Consider the following 24,362-nt stretch of genomic DNA (forward strand, 5'->3'; position numbering starts at 1 on the left):
ATAAATGCAGCTTGAAAATAGAACGAACGAGCTGTGGAAAATGGACGGTCGCGGCAAGGCTAATGGAAATATTTTGACTAGCTACCCTCATTTTGTTATCGTTATAGACAAACGTTACAAAATCAAGCGGGGGGATAATCGATGCCGCTTGATATGTAAGCATTTGCATCCATATGGAGCTTGGCCTTTTTCAACGTCCTTTGTCACACCCATGCCCAGTCTTTTTGTTGTAGACATGATTCGTTCCGTCTTGCCATGACGTTTAGATACCATGGGCATTCGATCTAGATTTGTGAATAATATAGCGAAAATCAGCCATACTGGATTTGCGCCGCTAAAATGGAAAGAGCGAAAGATGGCATGAAACGAGCAACAAACAGCAAAAGGCGGCTCGCAAGCAGAAGCTTACGAACCGCCTTTATTGTCTAGGATTCTTCCTCACCCTTCAGCTTTTTCACAACTTTCCTGCTCTTAATGCCCCAAAGCTGCCGACCGGCCTTTATCTTTCGGCAGCCAATAAGTCAACACTCCGAGCAGTGGTAAAAAGCTGCACATCCACATCAACGATTTAAGCGTGTATGTATTGGCAATTTTACCAAGTACGACCGCGCCTAACGCTCCCATTCCAAACGCAAGACCAACAATTAATCCAGAGGCCATTCCGACATTTCCCGGAAGCAACTCTTGTGCATACACGACAAAAGTTGAGAAGCTAAGTGATAAAATAAAGCCAGCTAAAAAGAGCGCAGGCAGCGCCCATCCGAGCGGAAGATGCGGAAGCAGCAAGGCGAACGGAGCGGTACCGACTGTAGAAAACAGCATTAAATTCTTCTTTCCAAATCGATCGGCAAGCGGGCCGCCAACAAATGTGCCAATCGCTCCAGCGATCATAAAAATAAATAAGTACAGCTGCGCTTCTCGTATCGAAATATGGTAATATTGAGTCAAATAAAACTGATAATAGTTGGAAATACCGGCCGAATACCAAGAGCGAGTAAACACTAAAAAGATTAATAGAATTAAAGCAAAGAGAACGCGTCGCCGCTCTTGCCCTTCCAATTTTACCACTGTTTTTTGGGCACGGTCTTTCTCTCGCTGTTCTAGTTTATGAGAATACCACCGTGATACGCGAGATAATATCATAATGCCCAGCAGTGCCACCATTGTAAACCATCCGGCCCCTTTTTGGCCAAACGGTACAAAAATAAGAGCCGTAAACAATGGAGCAAGAGCATTTCCTGTATTTCCTCCTACCTGATAAATCGATTGGGCAAACCCTCGTCTCTCTCCTGCTGCAAAATAGACCACCCTTGCTCCCTCCGGATGGAACACGGCAGAACCAAGCCCTACTAATAATACCGATAATAAAACAAAGAGAAAGCTAGGCGCCAGCGCCAAACCGACCATTCCCAACAGGCTCGCAGCCATTCCCAGCGGCAGAAAGTATGGGGAAGGACGCCGGTCCGTAAATAAGCCAACAACAGGCTGAAGAACCGAAGAGGTCATATTCAAAGTAAACGCAATCCAACCAATTTGCATATACGATAAATTCATCGATGATTCCAAAATCGGAAACAGCGCAGGGACAACGGCCTGCATGGCATCATTAAGCAAATGGCCCATGCTGATGGCAATCAAAATAGGATAGACTGTCATCCGAACAGGAGCAGCCTGCTGAGCACTTGTATACATCTTTTCTCTCCCTTTCTATTAATTTAAGCATTTCCCTAAGAAGTCTCCCTGACCAATGGCAGAGAGGCATCAGCTACCATTATACTCCTTTTAACAAATGTTTCAATTATTTATCATTTCCTTTCCAAATTAACATCTAGGCATGAAGCTTTAGAAACCTTCTATGATGTTCCTCTCGTCATTATCGTGATGATATACATATACAAAAATGCTTATGTATACAAAATGATAGCTGGCACTACTTCTTGAAGAAGCATACCATGCTTAAGTGCCGCCGCTGCACTTAGCTTGTTTGGGGAAGGGATCGCTTTTTTGTCATTCCCTGAGAAATGGCAGGCAAAATGGTGTGAACAGCGATCGAACACATGCAACAGCCAGTGAGCGAAAAAGCAAGGATGCTCTAACTGAGTCTCATGAAGCCCGTGTTAACTAAATACCATACACAAAAAATGGCTGCTGCGCCATGACTAGGCATGGCGCAGCAGCCGTTTTTTTGCGTTCTTTCTGTTCCGAAAAGCAGCTATTCACGATTTATTTGCCAAAAAACCCTTTTAACGCAAACGCGACATTTTGTGGTCGTTCCGCTAGGCGGCGCATAAAGTAGCCGAACCAGTCGTTGCCAAACGGAATATACACACGCATTTTATATCCTTCAGCCGCAAGCTGTTGCTGCATGTCGGTGCGGAATCCGTACAACATTTGAAATTCAAATTGGTCGCGCGGAATATTGTTCTCTTTAGCAAATTGCTTCACTTTCGCAATAATGTTATGGTCATGTGAAGCAATGGCCGTGTAGCTTCCGCTTAATAAATGCTGTTGAATAATGTTCATGTAATTGGCATCTACTTCCTGTTTATCCTGATAAGCCACCTCAGGTGGTTCTTTGTAAGCACCTTTTACTAAGCGAAGAGAGACTCCTTTTAAATCTTTGACATCTTGCTCCGCGCGATATAAATAGGCCTGAATGACTGTTCCTACATTGTCATACGTTTTGCGCAATTCATGCAAAATATCTAATGTCGCCTGACAATGAGCGGAATCTTCCATGTCAATGCGCACAAAGTTATTGCACCGCTTAGCGGTTTCCATAATTCTTTTCATATTGTCAAGGCAAAAATGCCAATCAATATCAAGCCCCAGTTGTGTCAGTTTAACAGAGAGATTGCTGTTGACCCCCGCTTTATGAATGGCCTCTAGCGTTCTCACATTATATTCTGTCGCCTCAATCGCCTCTTCTCGGCTCGAAACAAACTCGCCTAAATGGTCAAGCGTACAAACAAGCCCTTTTTCATTCAGCTCTTTCACTTTAGCAATAGCGCTTTCAATCGTCTCACCAGCGACAACTTGGGAAGCTCCAAACCGGAGCCCCCATTTTTTAGCTGCTTTATTTAATGCTTTGCTTTGCGAAGCATATAGAAAAATATTTTTTGAGATTTGTGCTAACATCGTCTTTCCTCCTAAAACGCCTCACTTACGGTTTTTGCTTGCATATGAAGAATTAAATAATCAGGGCCCCCTGCTTTTGAATCGGTTCCTGACATATTAAAGCCGCCAAACGGCTGATAACCGACAATCGCACCTGTACAGCCGCGATTAAAGTAAAGATTGCCAACATGGAACTCCTCACGAGCTTTTTCAAGATGGGCACGATTTCTCGAGATGACAGCTCCTGTTAATCCATATTCCGTATGATTTGCTATTTCAAGCGCATGGTCAAAGTCCTTTGCCTTCGTAAAAGCGACAACTGGACCAAAAATTTCTTCCTGCATAATCCGTGCGCTTGGGTGGACATCAGCAAAAATCGTTGGCTGGATAAAAAATCCTGTTGAATCGTCTCCTTCTCCTCCGGCCATCAGTCTGCCTTCTTGCTTGCCAATCTCGATATATCCCATAATTTTGTCAAATGACGCTTGATCGATAACCGGTCCCATAAATATGCTCTGCTCTTCTGGATTCCCCACCTTTAGCTGTTTTGTCAGCTCGACCACGCGGTTTAACACTTGTTCGTACACATCTTCAACGATAATCGCCCGTGAACAGGCTGAACATTTTTGTCCGGAAAAGCCAAAAGCCGATGCAACAATAGACTGTGCCGCTAATTCAAGATCGGCTTCTCGATCCACAATGATCGCATCTTTTCCACCCATCTCGGCAATCACTCGCTTAAGCCATTTCTGTCCAGGCTGAACGATCGCTGCTCGTTCGTAAATGCGGCAACCAACAGCTCGTGAACCAGTAAACGAAATAAAACGCATCTTTGGATGCTCGACTAAATATTCGCCAACCTCCGCTTCGCCGCCTGGCAAATAGTTTAGTACCCCAGCTGGCAGCCCTGCTTCCTCCATCATTTCGACAAATTTCGCAGCCACGACAGGCGCACGGTCCGACGGGCGCAAAATAACCGTATTTCCTGTTACGATAGCCGCTACAGTCGTGCCAGCCATAATCGCCAACGGGAAATTAAATGGAGAGATAATAAGCCCGACCCCTAGCGGAATATAATGAAACGTATTGTGCTCACCAGGACGACTCTCCACAGGGATGCCGCGCTGTAAATTCATCATTTGGCGCGCGTAATACTCCAGAAAATCAATCGCTTCTGCCGTATCAGCATCCGCCTCTTTCCAAGGCTTTCCGACTTCTTTTACTAAAAGCGCGGAAAACTCATGCTTTCTTCTGCGTAAAATAGCCGCTGCTCGAAATAAAATGTGCGCACGTGCTTCAACAGGTTCATTTCGCCATGTTTCAAACGCTTGGAGCGCTGCTTCCATCGCTTTATCCGCCCATTGCTTCGTCGCCTTTGAAACCATGCCGACAATCTCTGCCTTGTTCGCCGGATTGCGCGAAATTATTTTTTCTTCTGTAGTTACGCGTTGCGTCCCAATCACAAGCGGATATTCTTGTCCAAGCTTCGATTGAACATCGGTTAATGCTGCTTGAAATACTTGCCGATTTTGCTCAACAGAAAAATCGGTAAACGGCTCATGCTTATACGGTACAGCCATTCTCATCGTCCCCTTCTTGATCAGCTTATATGATTCATTATAATGGATACATTCAGAAGATTCTTTGTTTCTCCGGTATAATGATCAAGCCTTATATTTGTGTGTCGAACACAATATCATCCTTATATTGGAGAAGGAGGAGATCAATGTATAACATCATTCGTTGTTCAAAATCAGCAAAATCAATGCCAGTAATCGCTTGAATGCGCTTGATTCGATAATGCAATGTGTTAGGATGTATGTATAAGTCCTCTGCTGTTTCTTTAATTTTTCCATCATTTTTAAGATACTGCTTCAATGTTTGGATAAGCGTCGTTTGATTTTCCATATCATATCTTTTCAATTTCTGCAATTGTTCGTTTTGATAGCGCTGCCGCTTATGCTGCGCATATATGGCCGGAAGCAGCCGATAAATCCCTAACTCCTCATAAAAATGGCCAAGCGGTTCATGAAGTCGCGTTTTAATATGTATCACCTCAGTTGCTTCTGTATAGCTTTGTCTAAGATCCTTTAATCTGCGATACTCTTTGCCGATTCCCACAAGGACATCCCGCTGTAAATCACAGTGAAACTCCTTCTCTAATTTTTCAAGCAGCAGCCGAGCTTGGTCCAAAGCTGTATGAGAGGAAACAGAGGGATTTCCAATGATGCAAATCAACTGCTCATGATTTTCGATCAAAAAGGTGGAGCCACTTAACGCATTCATGCTAAAAATAATATAATGGCGAATGATTTCCTTCCTATCGGACCGCAAAACCCGAAACAGAACGACAACAAACTCCTTTGGCAGTTTGATTCCTCTCAGTTCTGCTTCAATCTTTACAGCTTGGTCACTTGGGGCTCCTTCTCGAATGAAGCTCATCAATATCCGTTCCATTTCCTTCTGCCGCTTACGAGTCACACTCATTTGTTGTTCAAACCATTCCGCCGCTTTCTTCGCCGCCTCCACCAAAAAAGACTGATGTTCCTCCGCAAATGCGTCACTGGCTTCCTGAACCCATAAATATCCATAAATTTTTTTCCCGCTTTTGATGCAGGCGACCGTGCGAGGGCCAAGTCCAATTTCTGTCAATGTTGGGATTTTAACGACTCCACTCGCCTCTTCAATGCGCTGAAGCCAACCACTTTCATGCAAATAATGGACAACATGGGCCGCGGCCCGTTTGCTTAAAATGGTATTCATGCGCACCGCATCCGGTTCGTTGTGGTTTCCGCTATAAGCCATCAGTTCCAAATCACGTGATTCAATGGTCACTGGACATTGAACATGGGCGGAGACAAAATCAGCTAATTCATGAAGAGAAGCAAACTCTTTTTCATTCCATTGTGACTCTTGTTTGGATCCATCCATACAGACGATTCTCCCTTCATTAAAACCCCTTTTGATAGTATGTACACTTTCATTGATTTACAATATACACTTGCATGCTTGCGACATTTGTGGTAGCAGTAAAAAACGCCTGTTCTAGTGAAACAGCAGGCGTTTTTGCATTCGTTGGCATCACGAAGACGGCAAAAATGTCTTTGGCATGACGACCGCAATCACTTCTCCTTGCGCGCAAAGAACATCATTTGCATAAACTTCTGTCTGCACTCTCCATTTTTTCGGATGTACTTCCTCCACCGTGCCAATCGCTTTGAGCGGTACCCCCTGTGGAGTGGGCTTCAGAAATTGCACATTTAAAGAAGCGGTTACAAACCGCGGCGGGGCTGTGCCATCTCCGGGGTCATAGCCATTTTTACGATGCAGGGCCAATGCTGCTGAACCGGTTCCGTGGCAATCAATTAAGGACGCGAGCAGCCCGCCATATACAAATCCCGGAATTGCTGTATGCTCTGGACGCGGTGTATAAATAGTCACTGTTTGCTCCCCTTGCCATCCCGTCCGAAAATGATGGCCTTTTTCATTAAGACGACCGCAGCCATAACACCAAGCAAAATCATCCGGATATTCATCTTGAATCGCGTTTACAACCTTTTCTTCCATCTTCTCTCCCCCTTTCCATTAAGTATAGCCGAGCGGCTATAGACAGAGCAATCTCCATTCATCTTTAGACGTACATTTTTCGTTTGTCAGCTGCTCCTATGGGAAGTCATCTTCTTTGTTTCCAAAAATGGGCCCCTTCTGCTCACGTTGAATGAAATCTGCTACACACATTTTTTATCAAAGTTCACAAAGTTGTAAGTCGTGCAGAGCAAACGGCTAATAAAAGGGCTGGCGATACGTTGATACACGACGTAAGCCAGCCCTTTAACCGATTGATATTTTTTACGAAAACCATTTAATCAAATAGCTCAATAAAATACCAACAATACCAAAGTCTGAATCACCAAATGTCGTGTTTTCAAACCCTAGCGACCCAATAACTGGCAAAAGAAGCGCCGGCAAGAACGAAATGAGAAGTCCGTTGACAAAAGCCCCCAAAATAGCTCCGCGTCTGCCTCCTGTAGCATTTCCAAAGACACCTGCTGCTGCTCCTGTGAAAAAGTGCGGAATCAGTCCAGGCACGATTACTTTTAAACCGACAGCCGGCAAAATAAGCATGGAAATCATTCCAGCAACAAAGCTTGATAAAAAGCCAATAATGACGGCATTTGGTGCATAAGGAAATACAGTCGGACAATCGAGAGCAGGCTTGGCATTGTTTACGACTTTATCGGCAATCCCTTTAAAAGCGGGAATAATCTCGGCAATTAACATCCGTACTCCAGCAAGCACCACATATACGCCAGCAGCAAATGTAATTCCTTGCATTAACGAGAAAACAAGAAAATTGACGCCGCCGCTTAACTGTGTTTCAACGAACTCTTTGCCCGCCAATGGTACAACAATCAGAAATAAGATCGTCATCGTCAGCGACATCGCTACGGACGTATCACGCAAAAAGCTCAACGATCTTGGTACGCGCAAATCCTCAGTAGAGCGCGCTTTATTGCCAAAGCGCTTGCCGATCCATGCAGACGCAAAATATCCGACAGATCCAAAATGCCCTAAAGCAACTTGATCTGTCCCGGTCACTTGACGCATATATGGCTGAAGCAGGGCCGGCATGAATACCATCAAGGCGCCGAGAATAATCGAACCGATCATGACAAGAAGAGCTCCAGCAACACCGCTTGTTGCCAGCACTGCTGAAATTAAGCAAGCCATAAATAACGTATGATGTCCAGTTAAAAAAATGTATTTAAAACGGGTAAACCGAGCAAGAAGCAGGTTGACAATCATCCCAAACAGCATAATGAGCGCCGTTTCTTTGCCAAATGTTTGCTGGGCAATTGCGACAATCGCTTCATTATTCGGAATGACCCCTTGAATCGCAAAAGCTTTTTCAAATAATTTGCCAAACGCATCAAGTGATTGGATCAGAATCGCGGCACCGCCGTTGAGAAGAATAAATCCCATAATGGTTTTTAACGTTCCTGAAATAATGTCAGAAACACGCTTTTTTTGCAGCACAAGCCCCAAAAACGCGAACAACCCCACTAAAATGGCTGGTGATCCCAAAATATCCTTCATTAATAAATCTAACATCCGCCTCTCCCCCTTGTTGTTTATGCATACTGCTGTAAGACGGATTTCAACTCTTGCATGTCGAAAATATTGGCTAGTTTAGCGACTGCCCTTGTTCTGTCGTCAAGGACATCCATTAAATCCTTCGCACTGACGTACAGATCCGCTTTTTCGGTTTTGCTTGCAGTTAAATCTGTATGGGACACATCGGCCTCAATCCCCAGATCCTGTAAAGCGTTTTTCACATTTAACTCGATCATAAAGCTGCTGCCAAGCCTATTGCCGCAGACCACCAAAATTTTTTTCATCCTTTTCACCTCCTTTCGTCTGCTAAAGACGCAACGGGACTTCACCTTTTCACATTCGAAACTGAAACTCGATGGTTAGGGTTAAGCGTTTCATTGATCGATTGCTAGAAGCGGCGGTTGTTCAGACCTGGCCGCATCAACGGGCTATAAAGCAAGCTGCAAACTGCTGACCTTCCCAAAATTATTCTTGTATTTTATCTACCATACATTTCAAAAGTCACATACCCAGTGCGCGTGATCCACTGCAAATAAACGGATAAGACCGCCTTTATTTCCTAACAGCGCCGCCTATTATGAAAGCGCTTTTAAATAGAGACGGGAGGTTACTGCTGCTCAAATGATGACCTTACGTACGTGATGTTTTCACCTTGTTAGATCCCCCGGCCGATTGCTTTTTTTGATGATGGTTTGTCATGCAACCGTTATGCAATTACATGCAGCCATATCCATCGCCGCTTTTCAATATGCAACACAATCCATAAAATGAATGTGGGTTAAAGAAAGCGAGTCAGTCAGCAGAGAACGCTCTTCTCCTCTTGGCTAAGAAAACAGACAGAGGGACATGCCATAAAAATCGGCTTGAGCCATTTTCTTATTTTCATATGTATGACATGATGGTAAAAATATTAATCTTAATAGAAATCCCCTTCGTATCCACAGTATTTTATATTCATGCAGAAGCCGAAAACCCAAACAGAAAAAGGGCGTTCCCACAAAATTATGGGACCCCCTTTTCCTTCAGCGGTTCTATTTTATTCGGTTTCTGGTTTTTCCGCTGTTACTCCTACTTCTTGCCATTTCCAGTTGAATGGATCGATATCAGCCGTAAAGTTTTTCACGCGATTATTCACAGCAAATATTTGTGAACGATATAAGGTTGGAATCACCGGCACTTCTTCATTCATTAATTCTTGCCATTGGTTATAAATACCTTTCCGGTATTGTTTATCGAAAGCTTGTTCAGAATGGCCTTTTTCAAGCAATTCATCATTTTTTTCGTTCACCCACCGAGAATAGTTGAACATAACATTGCGGCCGTATAGCCCGTACGGGTCGACATCGGTCCCTGTTCCCCATGCCGCTGCAAAGATATCCACTTTTGGATCGTCTTTTTCAACCATATCGTAAAATGAATTAAACTCTGCTAAACGGCCATCCACAAGCTGCACATCCAAACCGACTGCCTTCCAGCATTGGATATAAAACTTAGCAAGCGGTTCCGCAATATCTCCTCCACTCATTGAAAGGAAATTGATTGTGAATTTCTTTCCATCTGGATCTTCGCGAAGACCATCGCCATCTTTATCCTTATAGCCCGCTTCATCTAACAGCTTTTTCGCTTTCTCAGGATTATATGAATATCCTTTTGCATTTTCGTCATGATAGCCTGGAAATGATGGTGGAATGAGTGTAGTGGCCGGGAAGCGGAGCCCATGATATAGTTTGTCGGCAACTGCCTGATTGTCAATGGCGTACGCCATTGCTTGGCGCAGCTTTTTATTTTGGAATTTCGGATTATCCATGACATTTTCTTGTTTTTCTGCATCCCAATGCCCCAGCTTAAATCCAATATAATTATAGGCTAACTCAATGTTGCCAACGAATTGAATATTTTTTGTTCCTTTTGCGCTGACATATTGATCAGTTGGAAATTGCGCAACATCGATTTCTCCTTTTTTTAATGCCTGCAACACAACTTTTGGATTGACAACTTTAACGATAACGCCTTTTAAGTTCGGCTTTCCGCCGTAATAATCATCATTGCGCACAAGCTCAACCGACTCACCCGGAACGATCTTTTTCACTTTGAATGGGCCGAAACCGATCGGGTTTTTGCGGATTTTATCGGATTGCGCCATTTGTTTGATTGGAATATCTTTTAAATAATGCTTTGGCAATGGATATGCCCAAATGCCTGTTAAGATGGACGGGTTTGCATGCTTATATGTGATGGATAATGTTTTGTCATCAATCACTTTAATTCCAGAAATATTCGCTGCTTTTCCCGCATGATATTCATCCATGCCAACAATGTCTTGAATGAGTGCGTCTCCGTAGCGGACACCTGTATAATCCTTATGGCCAATGACTAAATAGGCATACTCTAAATCTTCCGCTTTAACAGGTTCTCCATCATGCCAGTTGACATTGTCTTTAATTTTAATCGTGATCGTTTTTTTATCATCAGAAAGCTCATACGTTGCGGCACCGTCATTCGTAATTTCATAATCCCCGTTTGCGTGGAACAGTGACTCATCAAAAAAATGTAAAATTTCCGCATCTGGCTGGCCTTGATAAAATGCATAATTCAGCGTTCCTTCAAAAGGCGTGTCGTAAACAAGCCCATACGTCAACACCCCGTCAACAATCTTGCCATCGTTTTTGACCGCCATCGGGAAGTTTCCGATCGTTTCTTTTTGCGCTGTCTGCGCGTTTTTGCTATTCTTTCCATCGCCGCTTGTTGTGCTGTTTGTGCAAGCCGCTAGCAAAATCGAAAAACCGACTAACAAGCTTAAAAGCTTCCCATACCTTTTTTTCAATGTCCATTTCCCCCTTTATCCTAGCCGCTGTCTCGCGTCAGCTGCTCTTTTTAATGCTTGACCAATAAAATTTATGCACAGCATGATCACTAAGATTAGCAATGATGCCGGAAGCCATACCCACCATTTATTTTGTAAAACATCCGGATTTGTCGCATAGCTTACTAACGTGCCAAGGCTCGGTGTGCTTTCGGGCAGCCCAAATCCTAAGTAGCTCAATCCGGATTCGATGCCAATATTCCCAGCGAGATTTAGCGTTAAATTCACAATGATGATCGAACTTAAATTGGGCAAGATTTCGCGTATCATAATTTTCCAATCCGGAGTGCCGAGTGTTTTTGAAGCACTGACATAATCCAGCTCCCTTTCAGCCAATGTTTTAGCTCTAATCAACCGCGCTTTCCCAGTCCACAAAAAAGCGCTCATGATTAAAATAAATGTAAAGACATTATACTTTGGTACAATCGCTACAAAAACGATGACAAGCATTAAAAAAGGCAAAACCAAAATAAAATCAATGATACGCATAATCACATTGTCAATGATCCCGCCATAGTATCCAGCAATTAACCCTATGGCAAGGCCAATGAAGCCGGTCAAAAGTGTAATGAGCAAACCAATTGTAAAGGAATTTCGGGCGCCAATAATCAATTGACCCAAAATATCTCGTCCTCCATAATCGGTGCCTAACCAATGTTCCGCAGAAGGCGGCGCGTAGATAGACAGTAAATCCACTTTCACAATTTTGTCTTGATCTAAAAAAAGCGCAGATCCATAGACGATAAGAAGAATGCACGAAAGAACAACGAGAGAAATAAGCGCTAGCTTATCTTTTATCATTTCACGCCATAATATGAAGAGGCTTGACGGACTTTGACTAACATCCTTCGCTATTTGCTGAGAATCATTCAAATTTGCCCTCATAATCGTTCCTCCATTTGTACTATTCAATTCTAATGCGCGGATCTACAGCACTTAAAATGATGTCGGATAACAAAGTTCCTATTAATGTCGCCAAACCTGAAATCATGACAAGTGCTGTGACGACGCTATAATCGCGCTGCATAATGGATTGAAGGAACAGCTGTCCTAGCCCCGGATAGCTATAAATAGATTCTAAAAATATGGAACCGCCAATAAGCCCCGTAATTTCATACCCTAAAAAAGCGGCAATCGGTAAAAATGAATTGCGTAAAATATGATGAGAGTAAATTTTCGATTCCGGTATCCCCTTGGCTCGCGCTGTTTTCACAAAATCTTTAACCTTCGTATCGATAATCTCACTTCGCAAATATTGAATAATACCAACCGTGCCAATAAGAGCACCAGACAAAGCCGGCAGAAGGAGATGATAAAATTTATTGATATAATAGTCCAATGTCCCCTTCTCTACTTGAATATCGACACTTCCTCCCGTTGGAAACCACCCTAGCTTAAATCCAAATACAAACAGCATAACTAAGGCAAAAATAAATAATGGTGTAGCAAAACTAACATAGCTATAACCAACAATGAGTTTGTCCGCCCAAGAATCTTGCCAACGCCCGGAAACCAATCCTAATGGTATGGCAATAAGATAGGTAAGCAATAGAACGCACGCGGATAATAAAAGAGTATTGGCCAGTCTGCCGGATAGAAGATCTGTTACGGGCTGTTGATGAATATACGAAAGACCAAGATCTCCATGCAAAAGATTTTTCACCCATCTTACGTATTGAATATGGACAGGATCATTTAATCCGAGCTTTTCCCGCATTTCCATTAATGTATTGGCGTCCATCTTTGGAGATTGGGCCAACTGTCCAGTAAGCGCGTCACCCGGCATTGCTTTAGCTAATGCAAAAACGAGAATACTCAAAATCAATAATTGAGGAATCATCATCATGATTCGTCGCAATATAAACTTCAGCATGTTTCGACTTCCTCTCTCACAAAATAGCAACAGAATGTGTGTCTGAGATGCGCTTTAACGGATAAGCCTTCCCTTCCGCATTAAAATAACGCTGCCAAGAAAGCTTATATTCTTTTTCAACGTGCTGGCGAAGCTTTATTTGTTCTTGTTTTTTTCGAGGATCGACATTAGGAATCGCCGAAATCAGCCGTTTGGTGTAAATATGCTGCGGATTGTTGAATATCTCCTGGCTTGCGCCTTCTTCAACAAATTGTCCTCTATACATAATCCCGATACGGTCACACATGTGACGGATAATCCCTAAATCATGACTAATAAACAAATATGTCAGCTGGAATTCTGTTTGAATGTCTTTCATAAAATTTAACACTTGAGCTTGTACAGATACATCTAAAGCTGACACAGGTTCATCTGCAATAATCAGTTTGGGATGAAGCGTTAAAGCGCGCGCAATGCCAATGCGTTGCCGCTGTCCTCCAGAAAACTCATGCGGATATTTATAGATAGAATCCGGATGAAGGCCTACTCTCTCGATTAGATACTGGACTTTTCGTTTTTCTTCTTGAGGAGATAGCTTTTCAAAATTGCGTATCGGTTCGGCAATAATATCAAGAACTCGTTTTTTAGGGTTAAGCGATGAATATGGATCCTGAAAAATCATTTGAATGTCTTTGCGATGATATGACCGTTCACGGCGATTCAGTTTTGCAAGATCCTTGCCCTCTAGTAAAATCTCCCCCGCTGTTGCTTTGATTAAGCCAATTAACGTTCGTCCTGTTGTCGTTTTGCCACATCCCGATTCGCCGACCAATCCGTATGTCTCTCCTCGGTTCAATTGAAAGCTTATATCATCGACCGCTTTTACATGGTCGACTACTCTGCGAAAAAAACCACTACGAATCGGATAATATACTTTTAAATGATTGACTTTAAGAAATTCCATATTTCATGTCCCCTATATGGTCATGTGGAAAGTGAAAGTTTTTATAGCAAATGCAACGTACAAAATGCCCCGGTTCCACTTCTCGCAAAATCGGCTGCTCTTCATGTTCTGATTCATCGATCCATTCAATTCTTGAGCGAAATCGGCATCCCGTTCTTGGCAATTTTTGAAGCGGCGGAACGATGCCTTGGATGACATGAAGCCTTTCTTTTGGATGTTGGGCAGATGGGATGGACTGGAGCAATGAACGTGTATACGGGTGCAAAGGGCGATCAAATAGCGTATAAACATCCGCCATTTCAACAATTTCACCTGCATACATCACCGCTACACGATCCGCCATTTCCGCTACCACTCCTAAATCATGCGTAATTAAAACAATGCCTGTATTCATCTGCTGCTGGAGTTCTCTTAATAGATCCATAATCTGTGACTGAATCGTGACATCTAATGCTGTTGTCGGCTCATCCGCAATGATTAATGAAGGGTGACAAGCAATCGCCATCGCAATGACAATTCTCTGTCTCATTCCCCCCGACAGCTCATGCGGGTACCGATGATATACTTGATTTGGATTAGGAATGCCAACGCGTTCTAACAACTCTATCGTACGGCCTCTTTTTTCTAGCGAAGAAAGAGACAGATGAAAATCCATTCCTTCTTCAATTTGTCTTCCTACCGTCATGAGCGGATTGAGAGCGGTAAGCGGATCTTGAAAAATCATCCCCATATCCTTTCCGCGAATTTTATTTAGTTCATGGACAGATAATGATAACAAATCGGTTCCATGAAACAGAATCTTTCCTTCTAATTTCGTTTTTGCAGGCGGATGCAACCCCATAATGGATAGGGCCAATGCACTTTTGCCGCAGCCTGACTCGCCCACAACAGCAAGCACCTCATTTTTGTGAACATTGAGCGATACCCCATCAACTGCAGCATAATAGGCATCATGAACCCGAAATGAAACTCGTAAGTTTTCGATTTGTAAAACTGGCTGGTTAGACAAATCATCACCTCCATATCAGAGATTAAAGAGTCTTTTTTTTCTGAATATTTTTATTGATATATTATTACATTAATATAAAAAATCAAATATTTTTTAGTAGATATTCCTTAATTTCTCAATATATCTAAATATAATCTATTTCATTGCACCTAAATCCCTGTTTATTTCTCAACATGTTAAAAGATGACGTCCTCCATAAAAGCGAACTTCGATATAGATACAAGCGGCTCTCTAGGCATCTGTAAATGTTTTTCGTCGTTCTTTCCGTTCATAAGCCGGATGACTAAACCACACCTCTTCACAAAACAAAATCAGAAATAGAGCTGAAAGTAGCGTTGCTCCAACCTTGTTCACGCAGATGCATCCCCAAAAAAGATCAGTCACTAAGATTCTTCTGAACGTGGAATTCGTTTCATTTTTAATGATGTAAATAAAGCAACAATCCCCCTTTCGTGATCGAAAGGGGGAACAGGTTATAGATGAAACCGCTCAATGGTTTCAAATAAGTCTTGTGCTTTGCTATTCAGCGACTGGACCGATGAGGAGATTTCCTGCATGGAAGCGAGAAGCTGTTCGGCCGCGGCTGCCACCATTTGTGTTTGCTGTCCGGATTCTTTAGAAATATGCTCCGTCTCTTGAATCGTTTCTGAGAGCTGCTGCAGTGATGACTCCATCATGGAAAGCTTGGCAGATACCCCGTTAATTTGTTCAGTCACAGCATCGGTTGAGGATAAAATCTTTTCAAAAATGGTTCCTGTGCGATTGGCTACTTCTACTCCTTTTTCCGCTTCTCGCAGCACATGTTCCATAGCTTTCATCGATTGGGACGTATCATCCTGAATCTCACTCAGCAGTTCATGAATTTGCTTAGCCGATTGCGAGGACTGTTCAGCGAGCTTGCGAACTTCCTCGGCCACGACAGCAAAGCCTCTTCCCTGCTCTCCAGCACGCGCCGCTTCAATCGCTGCATTGAGGGCCAGCAAATTCGTTTGCTCAGCAATAGCTGTGATCATTTGTGTCATCTGTCCAATATTATTTGAACGCTCATAAAGTGTTTGAATGAACCGCGAAGATTGCGAGACTAGTTCGTTGACGCTGGACATTTGCTGCATCATTTGCCGAACGGATTCACTTCCGCTCTTTGCCTCGTTTGTCATTTCAAATGAAGAAGTTGCTACTTGCTTTGCCCGATCCGCGATAAAGTGCGTATCGCGTAAAAGCTCATGAATCGAGTGCGTATTTTGTTCCGCATATTTCAATTGCTGTTCAGCACCCACAGCAACATTTTCAATCGTTGTCGCCACTTGTCCTGCCGCTTGTGCCGTCTCCTCGGTAATGGCTGTCAATTCTTCTGATGCAGCAGATACCTCTTCGGTCATTTGCTGGTTGACAGAAATGATCGAACGAAATGAATCGACTAATTCATTAAACGAATGGGCGATATGAGAAAACTCATCGTTTGTTCGAATATGCATTCGTCCTGTCAAATCTCCAGTAGCCGCCTGTTTAATCGCCATCTCTGTTGCTGAAATATGATAACGAACAGAAAAATAAAAAGCGATAAACAGATAAATCATCATGATCGATGCAGCTAACATGACGGAAATAGTCAGCCATTTATTCATATTTACCGATTGAGAGCGTTCATGAACTCGATCTTCCAAGAGTTTGACGCTGAATGTGGATAACTCATATAGCCGCTCATTCGCCTTGCTTGTCTTTTCATATATTTCCTTCGGTTGAATAGACACTTGTCCAACCATTAAAAAATCCTTATCCATCATTCCCGACATGCTGATGACTTCGGTCATAGCCATGTCTTTATGTTGGTCAAACTGATTCTGCAACGCTTTATGATTAGCAAACATCAGCGAAGCAGAGCGGTTCAGCGCATTTAACGAATTATCAATGGCATTTAAAAAATAAGTCATTTTCGATTGATCGATCTCATATATTTGCGTGCTGAGCGACATTTTCACCCCAAGTGCCTGCGCCGAGCTAATGAGCTCCGTTAAAGTAGGAATTTTTTCAACGATGACATCGGCAAGATAGTTATTATCAATATCATCATCCAACGCTAAATTAGAACGGTCTGTCACATTCATCATCATATCTATAAAATTATTAATCATAATGTTATGGCGTGAAATCGTTTCGTCCATTGTATAGGATGTCCACCCTTTTTTCATTTGTTCCCAAGATTCATAAATTTCCTTCCATTGCTTGTCTACTTTGAATACATCCTCATATGTTTTTTGCATAGCCTGTATTCTCTTAAAAACTTGATCCAGGTTGTTTTCATCGGCTTGAATGCTTTGTTCGCTTGATTGATCCCCAGATAGGTAAAGGGTGGTATGCTCGCGGTGGTCTTGGAGCGCTCTTAGCCCGGTTAAAAAGTCTTGGACATACAACAGGCCAATCTTTTCTTTTTCTATAAAATTCGATTTCGTTTCTAGTTCACGAATGTAAAATATTCCAATTGTTGCAAGCGAAAAAATAAAAACAATAAATAAGAGCATAAATTTTTTTCCAAATTTTAATCGGTTTAACAATTGCGCTCCTGGCTGAAATAGTTGCATCCTCGTCCGTCACTCCTTGCTTGAGAAATATTATTTAGAAAATTATGATTAGTTTTTATTTTATCAAAAAAACAACAAAATGAAAAAGATTATTTGAACGAAATCTAGGGCTTTTTTCTCACTGGCCGCATAGCTTTATCACATTTTTTATTTCTAAATTCATAGATGCAAATTCGCCGGTCGAGCGACTGAACAACTCCCGTACTAACAAATGAATTTGTCTGTAAGCGTCAATTGTCCCATGCTCTCTCTGCCATCTTTCCATATGTATAGAGGAAAATGATCAGGACGTGCTTAAGGGAGGCTTTTCAAACCGTTATATTTAAGAAATTTGCCAAAGAAGGAAAAGAGGAATCTCATACTTATAAGAATGTTAAGTGTGAGAGACTTCTCGGTAGGTAGGTTAAATAAAAATCACAGGGAACCCTCAAAGGGTTTCCCTGTTTTGTTAAATGAACGTGTTGCAAAACGCATAACGGGTGCATAAAAGGACGCAAAAAATCCACCGTCTTGGAAATCATATACAGTGACCAAAAACACATTTCCAAGGGGTGGACACTATCATGATTTCCAATTTTGTTATCGAACATGCACTGAATAGCGAAATGGATCCTCTTTTACAGGCTTTATTTCAATACATCGACCAACTTTCTTTACCAGAAACACCTTATATAACCGGGCGACCACCGATTTCGAAAAAATCATTGTTAAAATGTTTCTTTTTAAAAACCTATTTTTCCATTGATTCTTTACGTCAGTTAGTGGAAACACTCGATCGATTTGGCTACTTCCGGCGTATTTGTGGACTCAAAGAGGTTCCACATCTTTCTACGTTTTCACGTGCAGGTAAGTGGTTTCGAGAACAAGGATTTTCCACATTTAATGCTCGACTTCTAAAAGATTTAGGTGTTCGGTATCCCAAAATTGTCATCATCGACAGTACGGCACTCCGAAGCAGTTTTTATGATTCTCAAGCGAGATGGGGGATTTCGACTCGGTATAACTGGTTCAAAGGATATAAGTTGCACCTTTGTACAACCACAGAAGGAATCGTCCTATCCCATGTCTTCACGACTGCGAATCGAAATGATGCAGCCGTTGCGCTCGAATTATTTCCATCTTTAAAGGAATGGAAGATTGAATTTGCCCTTGGAGATGCCGCCTATGACAGCGAAAAAGTCCGTCAAATAGCCGAACAGACAGGAATTTTTTTCGTTTCACCTATTAATCCTCGAAATAGCGATGAACGAAAAGATGCCTATGGTCGGATGATTCGTTCGTTTTTGAAAACAGAATTCGGAAAGTGGTTGTTTGGTTTTCGCAACTCGATTGAGCAGACATTTAATCAGTTAAAGAATGACGGATTAGAACAGCCGCGTTGGTATGGGTTTCATCGCTATTTACTGCATGTACAATTATGCATTCTTATGCACAATTTTGAGTTTTTACTCTAGTTTTGCAACACCTTCTAGTATCAGAATCTCAGCTCAGAACCTCATATAAAAAGAAGAAGCTTCAAGGGTTGGCCCTTGAAGCTTTTTTAATTTCAAACCGAAAAACCCGTCTGCTTTACAAAAGGGTTTTTCGGTTAAACGGAGAATCATTTAACATGTTTATTGAGGAGATTTTCACAACGTATGGGGAAGAGGAATTTCATAGTGAATCGTTGGAGAAGGAGGGCGAACGATCATGCGTGTGGTAACAGCAGCTGAAATGTATGCCATTGACCGCTATACGATCGAGCATATAGGAATCAGTGAAGAAGCATTGATGGAAAATGCCGGACAAGCCGCTGCTAGAGTACTGCTTGAGCGCATTTCTCCGTTTCAGCGTATTGCTGTGTTAGCAGGTGCGGGCAATAACGGAGGGGATGGCTTTATTATGGCAAGAGTGTTGAAAAGCTGGGGCTATACCGTTGATTTATGGCTTATTCCCCCAAAAGAAAGAATAAAAGGAGCAGCCAAAAAAGCGCTTGAAATCTATGAAAATTGCGGTTATGAGGTGAAAAGCTTTATCGGAAATGAGCCGTTATTTTTTCAGCAAATGCTGAGCTATCACGTTTTGATTGATGCGCTGCTCGGAATCGGTGTGAAAGGGCCAGTCCAATCGCCTTATAAAGAAATCATCGATGCGATGAACCATCATCATGACGCAGTTGTATATGCTATTGATGTTCCAAGCGGTGTTCCGGCTGACGGTGGAGAGATAGGAGCGGCTGTTTATGCAGATATGACGATTACGATACAATATCCAAAACTGAGCGCTTATACATTTCCAAGCGCTGATTATTACGGTGAATTAGTAGTGGTTGATATCGGGATCCCTCCGCTTTCATCGGAGCACCATGCGGCTTTCCGTAAAGTATGGATGAAAGAGGACGTCATCCGCACGCTCCCAGAAAGAAAGCGCGCCTCACATAAAGGAGTGCATGGTAAGGGATTGATTATTGGAGGCTCTCAAAGGATGACCGGCGCCGTTATGATGGCAGCAAAGGCGGCTTTACGGAGCGGGGCGGGACTTTTGACGCTGGCCATTCCTGAAACGATTTATCCTGTGGTGGCTAGCGGCGTGCTTGAAGCGATGTATCATCCTTGTTCAGCGAAAAATGGCGGCTTTGCTGGAGAGATCGATTTGATCCATTTGGATATGGATGCCATCGCTATAGGGCCGGGGATGGGAAGGCTGGAAGGAACGAAACCGATCGTTCAAGCGGCTCTTGCCCAAGAAGTGCCAGTTGTTCTTGATGCCGATGCCTTATTTTTTTGGAGCGACTACGCTCGTTTTTTGAAAAAACGAACAAGCCCCACGATCGTGACCCCACATCCAGGAGAAATGGCGCGCATGCTTGGCCTATCGATTCGCGAGGTGGAAAATGATCGCTTTCAAGTAAGCAGACAAATGGCCATTGACTATGGGATCTACGTCGTCTTAAAAGGGCCTTATACGATTGTCGCTACCCCTGATGGAAAGCAGTATATCAATACGACGGGGAATCCGGCTCTGGCCAAAGGGGGAAGCGGCGATGCGCTTACAGGAATGATTCTTGCGTTTTTGATGCAGCATCGTTCGCTTGAAGCGGCGATCAGCAATGCGGTTTGGGTGCATGGAAAAGCAGCTGATTTTTTAGTGAAAACGAAGCATTCGCCATTCGATGTGCTGGCGACCGATGTAATCAGTGCCATTCCAAACGTCCTATCTTCGTTATGTAAAGGGAAAAAATGATGAGATATACGATGTTTCCATTAAGCGAGAATGCATTGACGATTCGCTTTTCGAATGAGATCAGCGACGAAGCACATGAGCGCGTTCAAAAACTAACTCGTTTGCTCCGTTGTGAAGCGATGGAAGGGATCATAGATATCGTCCCTGCCTTTTCATCGGTTACGGTCTATTACAATCCGCTTGTGCTTGGGACATATGAACAAGCAAGCCGAGACATCGGCGAGAAAGTGGAAGGAATGGAGAGAGCGGCTTCAGCTTTAGCAGGACGCACGGTGGTAATCCCGGTTTGTTATGGGGGAGAGTTCGGACCTGATTTGCCAGAAGTAGCGCAGTATCATGGCATAACGGAGGAAGAGGTGATTCGTCTTCATTCGGCAGGAACATATAAAGTATATATGATTGGGTTTGCTCCAGGATTTGCGTATTTGGGAGGGCTGCCATCGCAGCTTGCCACCCCGCGCCGCGCTGTTCCACGCTTGCTTGTCCCCGAGGGATCTGTCGGTATTGCCGACCGCCAGACGGGAGTATATCCGCTTGCTACACCGGGGGGATGGCAAATTATCGGGAAAACTCCACTGTCTTTATTCTGTGCAGAGCGGCAGCCTCCTAGCTTGTTGCAAGCTGGAGATGTTGTGCAGTTTCATCCGATGACGGAGAAAGAATATAGGATGTGGAAAAATAATGGGGATTTTTGTTCTTGATGGAGGCTTTTTCACAACTGTACAAGATTTGGGGAGATGGGGGGTTCAAAAAGACGGTGTGCCGGTCAGCGGCGTTATGGATGATTTTGCGAGCCGCCTTGCTAATTTTTTAGTCGGAAACGAAGCAAATGAAGCCGTGTTAGAAATAACCATGCTGGGTCCGACCCTGCGTTTTGAAATAGGAACGGTTGTCGCTATTTGCGGCGGCGAATTTTCTGGCAAACTGAACGATCAGTCCGTACCGCTGTGGCAGCCGTTTATGGTACAGCCGGGCGATATACTTGCCATTGGCGCCTGTCGGATAGGCTATCGGGGATCTGTCGCTGTTTCTGGAGGATTGCATGTTCCGCTGCTGATGAATAGCCGTTCAACCTACACGAAAGCCGCTATCGGCGGCTTTTATGGCCGCCCTTTGCAAAAAGATGATGAGCTTTCGCTGCGGCCAGCTCCTTGTTTGCCAGAATGGCCGCCTTCATGGGGAATCGCTTTTTCTATGCGTCAATATATCAACAGTCAAGAAAAAGTGATTCGTGCCGTAGAAGGACCAGACTTCCACACGTTTACAAAAGAAAGCATTGAACATTTTTTTACCGAAGTATATGAAGTCACGACACAGTCTGATCGGATGGGCTACCGGCTGCGAGGTCAAAAGTTGCAGAGAAGTGTGGACCAAGAGATCGTTTCAGAAGCGGTGACGTTTGGAACCGTACAAGTGCCCGCGTCCGGCGATCCAATTGTGTTAATGGCGGATCGGCAAACAACCGGCGGCTACCCGCGTATCGCTCAAGTATTAGCTGTCGATTTGCCAATTTTAGCACAAGCGCGCCCCGGCGATCGCATTCGCTTTCAACCATCATCTTGGCAGGAAGCGCAGCGATTATACATCCAGCGCGAGCGTGAGATGATGTACTCAAGAGCGATCATCCGCCAAAAATGGAGGGAGATAAATGGCGCAAATCGATTTAAATTGTGATTTTGGTGAAGGCTTTGGTATATATGAGCTTGGCGAAAACGAAATATTGCACTATGTCACATCCGTTAATATAGCATGCGGATTTCATGCTGGCGATCCGGTTGTCATGAGGAAAACCGTGCAGATGGCGCTTGAAAAGGGAGTGGCGATCGGTGCACATCCTGGTTTTCCTGATTTGCTTGGCTTTGGACGCCGCCATATGCATGTCACTTTTGAGGAGGCGTATGCCTACGTTGTTTATCAAATTGGAGCGCTGTTGGCATTTGTCAAGGCGGAAGGAGGCCGGCTTTCTCATGTCAAGCCGCACGGCGCCTTGTATAATATGGCGGCGAAAGATGCAGAATTGGCGGAAGCGATCGCTCAAGCGGTGCGGGATGTGGATTCGTCGCTCGTTTTATATGGGCTTAGCGGAAGCGAACTGATTCGTGCCGGCAAACGGTTTGGTTTGAGAACGGCAAATGAAGCATTTGCCGACCGGACCTATCAAGAAGATGGCTCACTCACTCCAAGAAGTCATCCACAGGCCTTGATTACGAACGAAGAGGATGCGGTGCGTCAAGTGGTGAAAATGGTGCGCGAACGCTGTGTTCGTTCGCTTGCAGGTACTGATGTGGAGATTGTGGCAGAAACGGTGTGTGTTCACGGTGACGGGAGTCAAGCCGTTTCGTTTGCGAAGCGGTTAGTTCAAGCGTTGCATGGTGCAATGATTGAAATCCAAGCGATTGGATAAAGAAAACGTGATATATTCCGGCGTCATTCACGGTAAAATGTATTTTTCTGTCTGTCCGTTCGTCCGGATTCTCGCGGCAAAGGAAGCGCAAAAGCGATGAGGCAAGGCCGCTAGCGAATGGCGGAGGATATAGAAACATAAGCTTTGAGCAACGTTTGGATTCAGAAAGTGGAGGGACAATGCATCATAGAACATGATGGAAGTCACCTTTTCGTTACACCATTTTTTCACACCGTTCTTATGGCTGCTAGTATTTGGCTTTCATTCATTTGTTACAAGGAAAAAGCTCGGCCGTAACAGCCGAACTTTTTCTTTAGATTCGTTTCAAACGAACAGAAGCCGGTTGTTATACAATAATCCGCTCCGGATGGGTGTATATATTGAGGGTTGTTCCGCGAATAAAGCCGACAACGGTCATGTGCAAGTCATCGGCGAGCTGTAACGCTAAATCGGTCGGGGCCGATTTTGAAAGTACGATTCCTGCCCCCATTTTCGATGCCTTCAGCAATACTTCCGAAGATACGCGGCCGCTGAAAGCGACGAGCTTGTCACGCATCGGAATCGCATGGTGCAAACAATAGCCATAAATTTTATCAAGAGCATTGTGGCGACCGATATCAGAGCGGGTGATGATCATCCCTTCTTCATTGCATAAGGCCGCATTATGCACTCCTCCTGTATGGCGAAAAACCGTGCTTTCATTTTGCAATGTATTCATAAGAGCGAAGCATTTCTCAACGCGGATGCGTGTGGAGGTTGTAATCGTTTTTGCTGTTTTTACATCATTTAATAAATAAAACTGTCGGCTTTTTCCACAGCATGAGCCGATGAACCGTTTGGAAAAAGAAGAAGCCGGGGCTAGAGGTACGGACAGATCAACATAGGCAAACCCTCGCTCTTCGTCAATGGATAATTGATGAATATCATCGTGGAAACGAATCACTCCTTCAGAAGCAAGGAAGCCGAGAACAAGCTCATCAAGGTGCTCTGGCGAACAAACGAGCGTGGCAAACTCCTCTCCATTCACGATCATGGTCAATGGCTGTTCAAGAACAATGGCGTCCTCTTGCTCGTGAAGTTCTCCCTCCATATATTTATAGATTTGCTTGGCAGTCGTTATATTCGATTTCACACTTTTCACCTTCTTTTCATATATAACCTCGAAGCTATCAGGCGTATATAAAGCCGGGTGAATCTTTCACCCTTTTCCTTTTAGAGATGTCCTCTTGTGTGGTGA

Annotated in this window: 19 protein-coding genes; 5 read left to right on the plus strand and 14 right to left on the minus strand. The window is 43.6% G+C overall.

Annotation, left to right across the window (positions count from 1 at the left end; all coding sequences use genetic code 11):
* Window positions 1-471: 471 nt before the first annotated feature.
* The 13 genes from B6A27_RS17495 to B6A27_RS17555 all read right to left on the minus strand — a co-directional run bounded on the left by B6A27_RS17495 (window position 472) and on the right by B6A27_RS17555 (window position 17,499).
* Window positions 472-1,692, minus strand: coding sequence for an MFS transporter (locus B6A27_RS17495; RefSeq protein WP_080862795.1), 1,221 nt, complete (start codon window positions 1,690-1,692; stop codon window positions 472-474).
* Between the two features lie 531 nt (window positions 1,693-2,223).
* Window positions 2,224-3,138, minus strand: coding sequence for a proline dehydrogenase family protein (locus tag B6A27_RS17500; RefSeq protein ID WP_080862796.1), 915 nt, complete (start codon window positions 3,136-3,138; stop codon window positions 2,224-2,226).
* Window positions 3,139-3,149: 11 nt separating this feature from the next.
* Window positions 3,150-4,697 carry an L-glutamate gamma-semialdehyde dehydrogenase gene (gene pruA / locus B6A27_RS17505; protein ID WP_080862797.1) on the minus strand — a complete coding sequence of 516 codons (1,548 nt, stop codon included), beginning with the start codon at window positions 4,695-4,697 and terminating at the stop codon, window positions 3,150-3,152.
* 91 nt (window positions 4,698-4,788) lie between these two features.
* Entirely contained in the window at window positions 4,789-6,048 is a 1,260-nt protein-coding gene (locus B6A27_RS17510; protein ID WP_066147466.1) for a PucR family transcriptional regulator, read from the minus strand.
* Window positions 6,049-6,198: 150 nt separating this feature from the next.
* Window positions 6,199-6,684 carry a PaaI family thioesterase gene (locus B6A27_RS17515; RefSeq protein ID WP_080862798.1) on the minus strand — a complete coding sequence of 162 codons (486 nt, stop codon included), beginning with the start codon at window positions 6,682-6,684 and terminating at the stop codon, window positions 6,199-6,201.
* A 282-nt stretch (window positions 6,685-6,966) separates the two neighbouring features.
* A complete protein-coding gene (locus tag B6A27_RS17520; protein WP_080862799.1) occupies window positions 6,967-8,229 on the minus strand; it encodes a PTS ascorbate transporter subunit IIC in 1,263 nt (420 codons plus the stop codon).
* A gap of 20 nt (window positions 8,230-8,249) precedes the next feature.
* Window positions 8,250-8,516 (minus strand): PTS sugar transporter subunit IIB, encoded by a 267-nt coding sequence (locus B6A27_RS17525; RefSeq protein ID WP_080862800.1) that lies wholly within the window; start codon window positions 8,514-8,516, stop codon window positions 8,250-8,252.
* A 752-nt stretch (window positions 8,517-9,268) separates the two neighbouring features.
* A complete protein-coding gene (gene opp4A / locus B6A27_RS17530) occupies window positions 9,269-11,056 on the minus strand; it encodes an oligopeptide ABC transporter substrate-binding protein (RefSeq protein WP_080862801.1) in 1,788 nt (595 codons plus the stop codon).
* A gap of 15 nt (window positions 11,057-11,071) precedes the next feature.
* Window positions 11,072-11,980: an ABC transporter permease gene (locus B6A27_RS17535; RefSeq protein ID WP_066147458.1), complete on the minus strand. Its 909-nt coding sequence runs from the start codon at window positions 11,978-11,980 to the stop codon at window positions 11,072-11,074.
* A gap of 19 nt (window positions 11,981-11,999) precedes the next feature.
* On the minus strand, window positions 12,000-12,968 hold the full coding sequence (opp4B, locus tag B6A27_RS17540) for an oligopeptide ABC transporter permease (protein ID WP_044745241.1): 969 nt from the start codon (window positions 12,966-12,968) through the stop codon (window positions 12,000-12,002).
* A 16-nt stretch (window positions 12,969-12,984) separates the two neighbouring features.
* The gene (locus B6A27_RS17545) at window positions 12,985-13,911 is read right to left on the minus strand and encodes an ABC transporter ATP-binding protein (RefSeq protein WP_080862802.1); all 927 of its coding nucleotides are present in this window, start codon (window positions 13,909-13,911) and stop codon (window positions 12,985-12,987) included.
* On the minus strand, window positions 13,898-14,920 hold the full coding sequence (locus B6A27_RS17550) for an ABC transporter ATP-binding protein (protein ID WP_080862803.1): 1,023 nt from the start codon (window positions 14,918-14,920) through the stop codon (window positions 13,898-13,900). The genes B6A27_RS17545 and B6A27_RS17550 overlap by 14 nt, the downstream gene beginning before the upstream one ends.
* Before the next feature lie 473 nt (window positions 14,921-15,393).
* Entirely contained in the window at window positions 15,394-17,499 is a 2,106-nt protein-coding gene (locus tag B6A27_RS17555) for a methyl-accepting chemotaxis protein (protein ID WP_080862804.1), read from the minus strand.
* A gap of 563 nt (window positions 17,500-18,062) precedes the next feature.
* Here B6A27_RS17555 and B6A27_RS17560 point away from each other — a divergent pair.
* From B6A27_RS17560 to B6A27_RS17585, 5 genes are all read left to right on the plus strand, one after another.
* Window positions 18,063-18,953, plus strand: coding sequence for a transposase (locus B6A27_RS17560; RefSeq protein WP_080862805.1), 891 nt, complete (start codon window positions 18,063-18,065; stop codon window positions 18,951-18,953).
* A 235-nt stretch (window positions 18,954-19,188) separates the two neighbouring features.
* On the plus strand, window positions 19,189-20,721 hold the full coding sequence (locus tag B6A27_RS17570) for an NAD(P)H-hydrate dehydratase (protein WP_080862806.1): 1,533 nt from the start codon (window positions 19,189-19,191) through the stop codon (window positions 20,719-20,721).
* Window positions 20,721-21,422, plus strand: a complete 702-nt coding sequence (pxpB, locus tag B6A27_RS17575) for a 5-oxoprolinase subunit PxpB (protein WP_080862807.1) — start codon at window positions 20,721-20,723, stop codon at window positions 21,420-21,422. Before B6A27_RS17570 ends, pxpB begins: the two co-directional genes overlap by 1 nt.
* On the plus strand, window positions 21,403-22,395 hold the full coding sequence (locus tag B6A27_RS17580; protein WP_080862808.1) for a 5-oxoprolinase subunit C family protein: 993 nt from the start codon (window positions 21,403-21,405) through the stop codon (window positions 22,393-22,395). The genes pxpB and B6A27_RS17580 overlap by 20 nt, the downstream gene beginning before the upstream one ends.
* Window positions 22,370-23,125, plus strand: a complete 756-nt coding sequence (locus B6A27_RS17585; RefSeq protein ID WP_080862809.1) for a LamB/YcsF family protein — start codon at window positions 22,370-22,372, stop codon at window positions 23,123-23,125. Before B6A27_RS17580 ends, B6A27_RS17585 begins: the two co-directional genes overlap by 26 nt.
* Before the next feature lie 346 nt (window positions 23,126-23,471).
* On the opposite strand, the gene fdhD is transcribed toward B6A27_RS17585, so the two are convergent.
* On the minus strand, window positions 23,472-24,257 hold the full coding sequence (gene fdhD, locus B6A27_RS17590) for a formate dehydrogenase accessory sulfurtransferase FdhD (RefSeq protein WP_080862810.1): 786 nt from the start codon (window positions 24,255-24,257) through the stop codon (window positions 23,472-23,474).
* Window positions 24,258-24,362 lie beyond the last annotated feature (105 nt).

The organism is Anoxybacillus sp. UARK-01 (assembly GCF_002075365.1).
GTDB lineage: Bacteria > Bacillota > Bacilli > Bacillales > Anoxybacillaceae > Anoxybacteroides > Anoxybacteroides rupiense.

What these genes read in the sequence shown, in the direction of transcription:
- B6A27_RS17545 (WP_080862802.1), bottom strand. Translation starts at nt 13,911, where the DNA reads ATGGAATTTCTTAAAGTCAATCATTTAAAAGTATATTATCCGATTCGT.
- pxpB (WP_080862807.1), top strand. Translation starts at nt 20,721, where the DNA reads ATGAGATATACGATGTTTCCATTAAGCGAGAATGCATTGACGATTCGC.
- B6A27_RS17560 (WP_080862805.1), top strand. Translation starts at nt 18,063, where the DNA reads ATGATTTCCAATTTTGTTATCGAACATGCACTGAATAGCGAAATGGAT.
- B6A27_RS17570 (WP_080862806.1), top strand. Translation starts at nt 19,189, where the DNA reads ATGCGTGTGGTAACAGCAGCTGAAATGTATGCCATTGACCGCTATACG.
- B6A27_RS17585 (WP_080862809.1), top strand. Translation starts at nt 22,370, where the DNA reads ATGGCGCAAATCGATTTAAATTGTGATTTTGGTGAAGGCTTTGGTATA.
- B6A27_RS17580 (WP_080862808.1), top strand. Translation starts at nt 21,403, where the DNA reads ATGGGGATTTTTGTTCTTGATGGAGGCTTTTTCACAACTGTACAAGAT.
- B6A27_RS17535 (WP_066147458.1), bottom strand. Translation starts at nt 11,980, where the DNA reads ATGAGGGCAAATTTGAATGATTCTCAGCAAATAGCGAAGGATGTTAGT.
- B6A27_RS17515 (WP_080862798.1), bottom strand. Translation starts at nt 6,684, where the DNA reads ATGGAAGAAAAGGTTGTAAACGCGATTCAAGATGAATATCCGGATGAT.
- B6A27_RS17495 (WP_080862795.1), bottom strand. Translation starts at nt 1,692, where the DNA reads ATGTATACAAGTGCTCAGCAGGCTGCTCCTGTTCGGATGACAGTCTAT.
- pruA (WP_080862797.1), bottom strand. Translation starts at nt 4,697, where the DNA reads ATGGCTGTACCGTATAAGCATGAGCCGTTTACCGATTTTTCTGTTGAG.
- B6A27_RS17520 (WP_080862799.1), bottom strand. Translation starts at nt 8,229, where the DNA reads ATGTTAGATTTATTAATGAAGGATATTTTGGGATCACCAGCCATTTTA.
- opp4B (WP_044745241.1), bottom strand. Translation starts at nt 12,968, where the DNA reads ATGCTGAAGTTTATATTGCGACGAATCATGATGATGATTCCTCAATTA.
- B6A27_RS17525 (WP_080862800.1), bottom strand. Translation starts at nt 8,516, where the DNA reads ATGAAAAAAATTTTGGTGGTCTGCGGCAATAGGCTTGGCAGCAGCTTT.
- B6A27_RS17500 (WP_080862796.1), bottom strand. Translation starts at nt 3,138, where the DNA reads ATGTTAGCACAAATCTCAAAAAATATTTTTCTATATGCTTCGCAAAGC.
- B6A27_RS17510 (WP_066147466.1), bottom strand. Translation starts at nt 6,048, where the DNA reads ATGGATGGATCCAAACAAGAGTCACAATGGAATGAAAAAGAGTTTGCT.
- B6A27_RS17555 (WP_080862804.1), bottom strand. Translation starts at nt 17,499, where the DNA reads ATGCAACTATTTCAGCCAGGAGCGCAATTGTTAAACCGATTAAAATTT.